Source organism: Kitasatospora sp. NPDC007106 (genome assembly GCF_040634455.1).
GTDB lineage: Bacteria > Actinomycetota > Actinomycetes > Streptomycetales > Streptomycetaceae > Kitasatospora > Kitasatospora arboriphila.
Genome location: NZ_JBEYFP010000316.1, coordinates 1 through 6,698 on the forward strand (window position 1 = coordinate 1; position 6,698 = coordinate 6,698).

Sequence of the window (6,698 nt, forward strand, 5' to 3'; positions counted from 1 at the left end):
CGTGGTGGCCACGCCGACGCTGGCGGCCACCCGGACCGCGCCGGAGCTGAGCTTGAACGGCTCCTCGAAGACGGCGAGCACCGCGGAGGCGGTCGCCCCGACGTCGGCGGGCGACAGGGCGTCCTCGACCAGCACGGCGAACTCGTCGCCGCCGAGCCGGGCCGCCGTGTCGGAGGTGCGCAGCGCGGTGGAGATCCGCAGCGACACGGCGACCAGCAGCTCGTCGCCGACCGCGTGGCCCTGGGTGTCGTTGACCACCTTGAAGTCGTCGAGGTCGATGAAGAGCACGCCGGTGACGGTGCCGCGCCGGCCGCTGCGGGAGAGCGCGTGGCCGACCCGGTCCTGGAAGAGGACGCGGTTGGCCAGGCCGGTGAGCGAGTCGTGGAACGCCCGGTGGGTGAGCTCGCGCTCCATCTGCCGCTGGTCGGTGACGTCGCGCAGGGTGAGCACCAGACCGCCGACCGTGGGGTCGTCGCGCAGGTCGTTCCAGCGGACCTCGGCCTCGATCACCGTGCGGTCGCCCCGCAGCAGCCTCCAGTGCTCGCGCTGCTCGGCCTGCTCGCGGGTGCGCATCCGCAGCAGCGCCTGGTTGACGGCGCGGCTGTCCTCCGGCGGCACCAGGTCGGTGAGGGCCTGGCCGTCGAGCGAGGGGTAGCCGAGGACGCGGTCCGCCGAGGAGCTGGCGTACCGGATGGTGTCGTCCGCGCGCAGGATGAGGATCACGTCGGAGGCGCTCTGCACCAGCGTCCGGAAGTACAGCTCGCTGTTGCGGCGGTTGATCTCGTCGTTCAGCACCACCCGCTCGACCGCCAGGGCGGCCTGCCCGGCGAGGATGTCGAGGGTGCCCCATAAAGCCGTGAGCCGGTGCTCCGTGCCGCCGACGACGAGGGCGCCGATCAGCGGGTCGCCCGAGGGGCGCTTCTCCAGGACGAGCGGGCAGATCAGGGCGCTGGGGGCGCCCTCCAGGCGGGCGGCGAGGCCCGCGTCGAGGGTGGCGACGGGCACCAGGCGGCTCTCGCGGACGGGTTCGACCTCGATCGGGCCGTCGCCGTCGGCACGCAGCGTGCCCTCGTCACCGACCGCGAGCAGCGCGACGTGCGCGGGCTCGGCGGGCACCAGGGCGGAGGCGGCGGTGCGCACCGCGTCGGCGACCTGCTCGACGGTGACGGCGCCGGCCAGCGAGGCGCCGGCCATCCGCAGCACCCGTTCGCGCTCCACGGCGTGGCGGTGGTTGAGGACGACCCCGGCGAGCCGGGAGAGCACCAGCAGGAACAGCACGGCGGAGAATCCGCCGATCACGGCCGCGTTCGCGGCGTCGCCCTGGGTGACCTCCAGCACGAGCATGGTCGGGGCGATCAGCGAGGCGACGGCGAGCAGCGCGATCCGGCCGCGGCTGATGTCCGGCGGCTGGGTGGGGATGGGTCTGGTGAGCTCGACCATCGAGGGGTGCAGGGCCGCCGCGCCCCAGGCCGTGTAGAGGACCGCCCAGCCGAGTTCGACGGGGGTGCCGATCCGCCAGACACCGTGCAGCTGGATCAGCCCGTAGAGGACGTCGGAGACCAGCAGGCCGACCGTGCCGACGGTGAGCAGGACCACGGCGGGGCTCTTGCCGCCGCGCGGCACCAGCAGCCGCATCAGCATGGCGAGGACGAGGACGTCGCCGAGCGGGTAGGCGATCGACACGGCCTTCTGGAACCAGGTGAGTTCCGGGTTCCTGGCGTACGGGACGACCAGGTACATCCAGCTGAGCAGGGCGAGGCCGACGGTCAGCGTGAGGGCGTCGATCAGCGAGCCGCGGTCCTGGTGCGCGGTGCGCCAGCGGATGAACCCCCAGACGCCGAGCGCGTAGAGCACGAACTCGGCGAGGTAGAAGGCGTCCGCGAGGGAGGGGAAGGCGGTCTGGTGCAGGTAGTTGGTCTGGATGACCTGCACGACCTCGCCGATGGTGAAGCTGAGGTTGGCGACCGCGAGCAGGTACCAGGACGCCGCGTGGGCGGGCCGGTTGAGGCGGACGCCCACCACGATGGCGGCGAAGCTGCTCAGCCCGATGCCCGTCCACCAGATGATGCGGTCGGCGGGAAAACGGTAGTAGACAACCGTCAGCAGGACCATCAAGCCGATATAACAGACCGTCAGCCGCTGTCGTCGACGTGTCAACCCAGCTACCTCCCTCGGAGGTGGTGAGCTGAACCGCTCAAGAATTGGGGCGATCCCAATCATACATAGCAAGGCACGGGTGCCTATAGTCGAGATTATCGGGGGCGGTCCGTGGCGGGCGGCGGAGGCCGCGGCCGTGCAGGGCCCAGGCCGTGCGCTCCCCGATATTTCCGGTTAATCCATCCGCCGTCTGTCGAGGTCGTCGCCGGTGGAGCTGTCGAATCACGCGCAATCCCCCCATTTCGGGCCCCATCTCGTCCTGGTGAACGGAGATGGACAGTATGCGATTTGGACGAACGAACTCCCGGTGCCCGAGGGATGGCGGAGCGTATTCGGACCGGGCGATCGCGCGGAATGCCGCCGCGAGGTCCGGGCGCGCTGGCAGGACCTGAGACCGACCGGGCCGGGCGCCCCCGGACGCACGGTGCACGCGCTCTTCCGCGAACAGGCCGCGACCCGCCCCGGCGCGCTCGCCGTGCTCTGCGACGACGGACCGCTCACCTACGCCGAACTCGACGGCCGCAGCGACCGGCTGGCCGAGGAACTGCGCGCGCTCGGCGTCGGACCCGACTCGGTGGTGCCGGTGTGCCTGGAGCGCAGCGGCGACATGGTGGTGGCACTGCTGGCCGCGCTGAAGGCCGGCGGCGCCTTCCTGCCGCTCGACCCGTCCCACCCGGACCTGCGGCTGGCCCGGTTGGCCGCCGACTCCGGCGGCGGCCCGGTGGTGACGTCGCGTGACCACGCCGGGCTCTTCCCCGCGGCCGTGCTGGTCGAGGCGTACCGGTCGGCCGGTCCGCCGACCGCCGTGCCGCCGCCCGACCTCACCGACCCGGACGACCTCGCCTACCTGATCTACACCTCCGGCACCACCGGCGAACCCAAGGGCGTACCGGTCAGTCACCGCACCATGGTGTTCACCCTGTCGCGGATCGCCGAGGCCTACGCTCTGTCACCGGCCGACCGGGTGCTCCAGTTGGGCGCGCTGGGCTTCGACACGTCACTGGAACAGATATTCACCCCGCTGCTCAACGGTGCGACGCTGGTGCTCGGCGGGCGGCACCCGTGGGCACCGATCGAGCTGGCCCACCGGCTGCCCGAACTCGGCATCACCGTGGCCGACCTGACGCCCACGTACTGGCACCGGCTGCTGGCGGTGCTGCCCGAACACGGCCCCGCCGCGCACGCGCTGCGGCTGCTGGTCGTCGGCGGCGACACCGTCCCCGCCGAGGACTGCCGTGAGACGCTGCGCCGGCTGCCCGGCACCCGGTTGCTCAACGCGTACGGGCTCACCGAGACCGGCATCACCTCGACGCTGTGCGAGATACACCCCGAGCTGCTGGCCGCCCCGGCGAACGCCCCCGTCCCGGTCGGACGGCCGCTGCTCGGCACCTTCGTGCACGTGCTGGACGCCCGGCTTCGCCCGGTGCCGCCCGGGGAGCGCGGCGAGGTGTACATCGGCGGGCCCGGGCTGGCCCGCGGTTACTGGAAGCAACCGGAGCTGACGGCCGAGCGGTTCCTCCCCGAGCCGTACGCGGGCACCCCCGGCGGCCGGATGTACCGCACCGGCGACACCGGCCGCTGGCGGCCGGACGGCACCCTGGAACTGATCGGCCGGGCCGACGACCAGGTGAAGATCCGCGGCTACCGGGTCGACCCGGGCGAGGTCGAGGCCGTCCTCGGCGAGCACCCGGAGGTCGGCGAGGTCCGGGTGGTGGCCGGCGAGGCCAACGGCGGCGGGCGGGCGCTCACCGCCTACTACACGGCCCGCGACGGGCAGCCCGAGGACCTGCGGCAGTACCTCGCCGCCCGGCTGCCCGACCACCTGGTGCCCAGCGCCTTCGTCGCGGTCGAACAGATGCCCGTCACCCCCAGCGGCAAGATCGACCGGATCGGGCTGGCCCGCGGCTCCAGGCCCCCCGCGTCCGCGGCCACGACCGTCGGCGCGGGCCCCGGCGCCACCGTGCAGGCCGGTCTGGCCTACCTGTGGGCGCAGATCCTCGACGTCGAGCACGTCGGCCCCGACGACGACTTCTTCGAACTCGGCGGCAACTCGCTGCTCGCGATGGAGATGCTGGCCCGGGCCCGGATCATGTTCGGCATCGGGGTGGACCGGATCCGCACCCTCACCCGCGCCCTGCTGAAGAACCCCACCCTCGGTGCCTTCGCCGCCGTCGCCCGGGACACCCGCGGCGCCCTGCCCGCGGAGCCCGGCCAGCGGATCGACTTCGCCGCCGAGGCCGAACTCGGCGTGCCGGTGCACCGCGCCCCCGAGCACAGCGCCCCGCGCTGGCACCAGCCCACCGACATCCTGCTGACCGGGGCCACCGGCTTCTGCGGCACCCACCTGCTGCGCGCCCTGCTGGAGACCACCGACGCCCGGGTGCACTGCCTGGTCCGCGCCCCCGACCCGGACCACGGCCTGGAGCGGCTGCGCGCCGCCCACCAGCGCTACCTGCTGCGCGACCTGCACTCCGACCGGGTCGTGCCGGTCGTCGGCGACCTCGCCGAACCGCTGCTCGGGCTCGGCCGGCGGCGCTTCGAGCAGCTCGCCGGCACCGTCGACCTGATCCACCACCTCGGCGGCCAGGTGAACTTCCTCTACCCGTACCACCAGCTGCGGGCCGCGAACGTGGCCGGCACCCGCGAGATCATCCGGCTCGCCGGGCACTCCCGGGCGATCCCCGTGCACTACCTGTCCAGCATGGCCGTCCTCGCCGGGTACGGGCCGGCCGGCATCCGGCAGGTCACCGAGGAGAGCCCGCTCGCGCACGCCGACCGGCTGTCGGTCGGCTACGTGGAGAGCAAGTGGGTCGCCGAGGCGCTGCTGCACCACGCGGCCGCGGCCGGCCTGCCGGTCACCGTCCACCGGGTCAACGACGTCACCGGCGACCTGCGGCACGGCGTCATCAACCCCGGCACCGAACTCTCCGCGATCATCCGCTACCTGTGGGACAGCGGCACCAGCCCCGACGTCGACCTGCCGCTCGACTTCGTGCCCGCCGACGTCTTCACCCGCGCCCTCGCGGTCGTCTCCACCCGCGAACCCGCCGAGGGCCGGGTGCTGCACCTGACCAACCCCGCCCCGGCCAGCCTCGGCGACCTCACCGAACGGATCCGCTCCCGCGGCCGCCCCGTCGAGCACCTGCCGTACCGGGAGTGGGTGCGGCGCCTGATCGGCTTCGCCACCGCCAACCCGACCCACCCGATCACCCCGTTCGTCCCGCTCTTCGTCGACCGCGCCGAAGGTACCGACATGACCATCAGCGAGATGTACTTCCGGCCCACCTTCCCGGACTTCACCCGGACCGCCGCGACCCGGGCGCTCACCCGGGCCGGCATCGAACTGCCGCCCGTCGACGCCGAACTGCTCGACTTCTACCTCGACCGGCTCGAGGCCAGCGGACAGCTGGAGCACGTCGCGTGACCGGAACCGCACGATGGTGGGCCTCGGTCGACCTCGGCCGCGCCCCCGCCGACACCCCGGTGGCCTTCTGCGCCGACCTCGGCCCCGACTCCCTGCTCGCCGCCTACCGGGCCGGGGCCTTCCCGATGCCCGCCCAGGACGAGTACAGCCTCTGGATGAACGAGGCCCGCTACGAGGAGGAGGTCGCCGAGGGCGCCATCGCCTTACCCGCGGGCGCCGGCGAGGAGGCGTACGGCGTCGCCTGGTGGTCGCCCGACCCCAGGCCGGTCGTCCCGGTCGGCGGCGCGCGCCTCGGCAGCCGGCTCTCCCGCCGGCTCCGCAACCGGGACGACTGGACGACCACCGCCGACAAGGCCTTCGGCGAGGTCGTCGACCGCTGCGCCGAAGGCCGCAGCCCCGCCTGGCTCACCCCCGAGCTGCGCACCGCGCTGCGGACCCTGCACGCCCACGGACGGGCGCACAGCATCGAGGTCTGGGACGACGGGGAACTGGTCGGCGGCGCCTTCGGCGTCCGGGTCGGGCCGGTGCTCAGCCTGGACTCCATGGTGGGCCTGCGGCCCGACGCCGCCCGGGTGGCGGTCGTCGACCTCGCCCAGCGCTTCGGCGAGAGCGGCGGCGTGCTGCTGGACGTCCAGTGGGACAGCCCGCACGTGCGGAGCCTCGGCGCGGTGCCGATGCCGCGCAGCGAGTACCGGGCCCTGCTGGACGAGGGCACCCCGGCCGGCCCGCCCCCGGGCGAGGAACGCCCGGTCTCCCGCCTGGGGTGAGGGGATCCCCCGGGGGGCGCGGGGGACTGCGCAGTCCGTGGATGATCAGGACGAACCCGGGCCGGACCCTGATCCGTACGGCGGCCCACATCCGAATTGCACAGTTCCCCGCGCCCCTGATCGGCTGCCCCGTGCTCGTGGGCTAGGTCCTGGGTGGGGCGAGGAGGGCGTCGGGCAGGCCCAGGGTCTCGTGGAGGGCGTGGCGGCCGGCCGGGGTGACGGCCACCGCCCGGGTGGTGCCGATCCGGGTGACCCAGCCCTCGGCGAGGGCGTGCCGGCACAGGGCCGCGCCGACCGCCCCCGCCAGGTGGGGACGGCGTTCGGTCCAGTCCAGGCAGGGCCGCACGGCC

3 protein-coding genes and 2 pseudogenes are annotated in these 6,698 nt (G+C 73.7%); 3 read left to right on the forward strand and 2 right to left on the reverse strand.

All coding sequences use genetic code 11. From position 1 onward, the window contains the following. The coding region (locus tag ABZ641_RS21930) for a sensor domain-containing diguanylate cyclase (protein WP_359984135.1) at positions 1–2,112 on the reverse strand (2,112 nt) is incomplete at its 3' end. Between the two features lie 253 nt (positions 2,113–2,365). On the opposite strand from ABZ641_RS21930, the pseudogene ABZ641_RS21935 reads away from it, so the two are divergent. From ABZ641_RS21935 to ABZ641_RS21945, 3 genes and pseudogenes are all read left to right on the forward strand, one after another. Beyond that, positions 2,366–2,509: pseudogene (locus ABZ641_RS21935) on the forward strand (MbtH family NRPS accessory protein); the annotation flags it as partial. Positions 2,510–2,581: 72 nt separating this feature from the next. Continuing rightward, complete coding sequence (locus ABZ641_RS21940; RefSeq protein WP_359984138.1) at positions 2,582–5,581, forward strand: amino acid adenylation domain-containing protein; 3,000 nt, start codon at positions 2,582–2,584, stop codon at positions 5,579–5,581. Then, positions 5,578–6,348: a GNAT family N-acetyltransferase gene (locus tag ABZ641_RS21945; protein ID WP_344626681.1), complete on the forward strand. Its 771-nt coding sequence runs from the start codon at positions 5,578–5,580 to the stop codon at positions 6,346–6,348. The genes ABZ641_RS21940 and ABZ641_RS21945 overlap by 4 nt, the downstream gene beginning before the upstream one ends. Positions 6,349–6,490: 142 nt before the next feature. On the opposite strand, the pseudogene ABZ641_RS21950 reads toward ABZ641_RS21945, so the two are convergent. Next, positions 6,491–6,698: pseudogene (locus tag ABZ641_RS21950) on the reverse strand (transcriptional regulator); the annotation flags it as partial.